At 54.3% G+C, this 1,599-nt stretch carries 3 protein-coding genes; all 3 read right to left on the bottom strand.

Going from position 1 to position 1,599, the window contains the following annotated elements; all coding sequences use genetic code 11:
• Positions 1-173: ubiquinol-cytochrome c reductase iron-sulfur subunit N-terminal domain-containing protein (locus CFE47_RS31630; RefSeq protein ID WP_286843138.1), on the bottom strand; the 173-nt coding region annotated here is incomplete at its 3' end.
• Between the two features lie 265 nt (positions 174-438).
• Positions 439-831 (bottom strand): 30S ribosomal protein S9, encoded by a 393-nt coding sequence (gene rpsI, locus CFE47_RS31625; RefSeq protein WP_002555064.1) that lies wholly within the window; start codon positions 829-831, stop codon positions 439-441.
• A gap of 14 nt (positions 832-845) precedes the next feature.
• Positions 846-1,274 (bottom strand): 50S ribosomal protein L13, encoded by a 429-nt coding sequence (gene rplM, locus CFE47_RS31620; protein WP_003188508.1) that lies wholly within the window; start codon positions 1,272-1,274, stop codon positions 846-848.
• Positions 1,275-1,599 lie beyond the last annotated feature (325 nt).

Here is a 1,599-nt window from a genome sequence, read left to right as displayed (position 1 = left end):
TCGATCTTGCTGACATTCACCTTCACCGGTGCACCTGCGGCTTTCGCCTTGGCACTGGGAAACCATGACCCCACGAACGGGACCGCAGCCCCCACCGCTCCTGCAGCACCCACCACGGATGTGGCTGCTACCAAGAAGCGACGCCGGCCTGCATTCACGCCGTCATTGCTCATTCAGTCCTCTCCCATCAGCTTTTTGGCCTGTTAAATCAGGCGTCTACTAAGTGTTGAAACTTTACTTATAAAAATTTTGCCGAATGGTAATGAAAAGCCCCACGTATGACAAGGGAATTGCCCGGGGCTCCGCCTCCAGGCCTTGTAGTATAGGGGGTCTACGGATGTGGCAAGTTGTCACGGCGATTTTTCTGCATAAATTGCAGGCAATAAAAAACGCCCAACTCCGTGAGGAGCTGGGCGTTTTTTTGGAACGTAAAGCGAATTAACGCTTCGAGTACTGCGGACGCTTACGCGCTTTACGCAGACCGACTTTCTTACGTTCAACTTCACGAGCATCGCGAGTAACGAAGCCAGCTTTGCGCAGAGCGCCACGCAGGGTTTCGTCGTACTGCATCAGAGCGCGAGTGATACCGTGGCGGATTGCGCCAGCTTGACCACTTACACCGCCACCGATAACGGTGACGTAGATGTCGAACTTTTCAACGGTCTCGGTCAGTTCCAGCGGCTGACGAACTACCATGCGGGCAGTTTCGCGGCCGAAGAAGTTGTCCAGGGAGCGGTTGTTGATCGAGATGTTACCAGTACCCGGACGCAGGAAAACGCGAGCGGTTGCGGTTTTGCGACGGCCAGTGCCGTAATTTTGAGTCGCCGACATAATGAACTATTCCGTTAAAACTTCAGTTCTTGGGGCTGCTGAGCAGCATGAGGGTGTACAGCGCCCGCATAGACTTTCAGCTTGCGAAACATATCGCGACCCAGTGGGCCCTTAGGCAGCATGCCTTTGACCGCGATTTCGATCGGGGCTTCAGGCTTCTTGGCAATCAGGCCTTCGAAGTTGGAAGACTTGATACCGCCTGGGAAACCGGAGTGACGGTAGTACATTTTGTCGCTTGCTTTGTTGCCGGTTACACGAACCTGCTCAGCGTTGATGATCACGATGTAGTCACCGGTGTCAACGTGAGGGGTGTACTCAGGCTTGTGCTTGCCACGCAGACGGCTGGCGACTTCAGTGGCCAGACGACCCAGGGTCTGACCAGCGGCGTCGACGACAAACCAGTCGCGCTGAACTGTTTCCGGTTTTGCAGTAAAAGTTGTCATTCTTTAATAGCCTCAGGGGCCGCCCTGTAAATTAGACGGCGGATCTTACTGAATAGTGCGTACTTTGACAAGTCAAAGGCAGCCGGATACAGACGCTATCGGGGGCTCGGGTCGGCGCGTCCGTTCAACGGCAAGATTCTTCGGCAGGCGGCGCATCACTTCCACTGCAGAAAGAGGTGGGCAATTATGCAGATTGCGAAAAAAAATTCAACCTGCTTTTATGATTGTTTTCCCCGAAGGAGTACCCGATGGATTATCGACAGCTGGGCCGTACGGATCTGAACGTGAGCGCGATAGCCTTGGGCACCATGACCTGGGGCGAGCA

Origin of the sequence: Pseudomonas sp. PGPPP1 (genome assembly GCF_002255865.1) — a bacterium.
Taxonomy (GTDB): domain Bacteria; phylum Pseudomonadota; class Gammaproteobacteria; order Pseudomonadales; family Pseudomonadaceae; genus Aquipseudomonas; species Aquipseudomonas cremoris.
The sequence above is the reverse complement of the archived record's forward strand: the minus strand, read 5'-3'. Positions and strand labels throughout refer to the sequence as shown.

What these genes read in the sequence shown, in the direction of transcription:
- rpsI (WP_002555064.1), bottom strand. Translation starts at nt 831, where the DNA reads ATGTCGGCGACTCAAAATTACGGCACTGGCCGTCGCAAAACCGCAACC.
- rplM (WP_003188508.1), bottom strand. Translation starts at nt 1,274, where the DNA reads ATGACAACTTTTACTGCAAAACCGGAAACAGTTCAGCGCGACTGGTTT.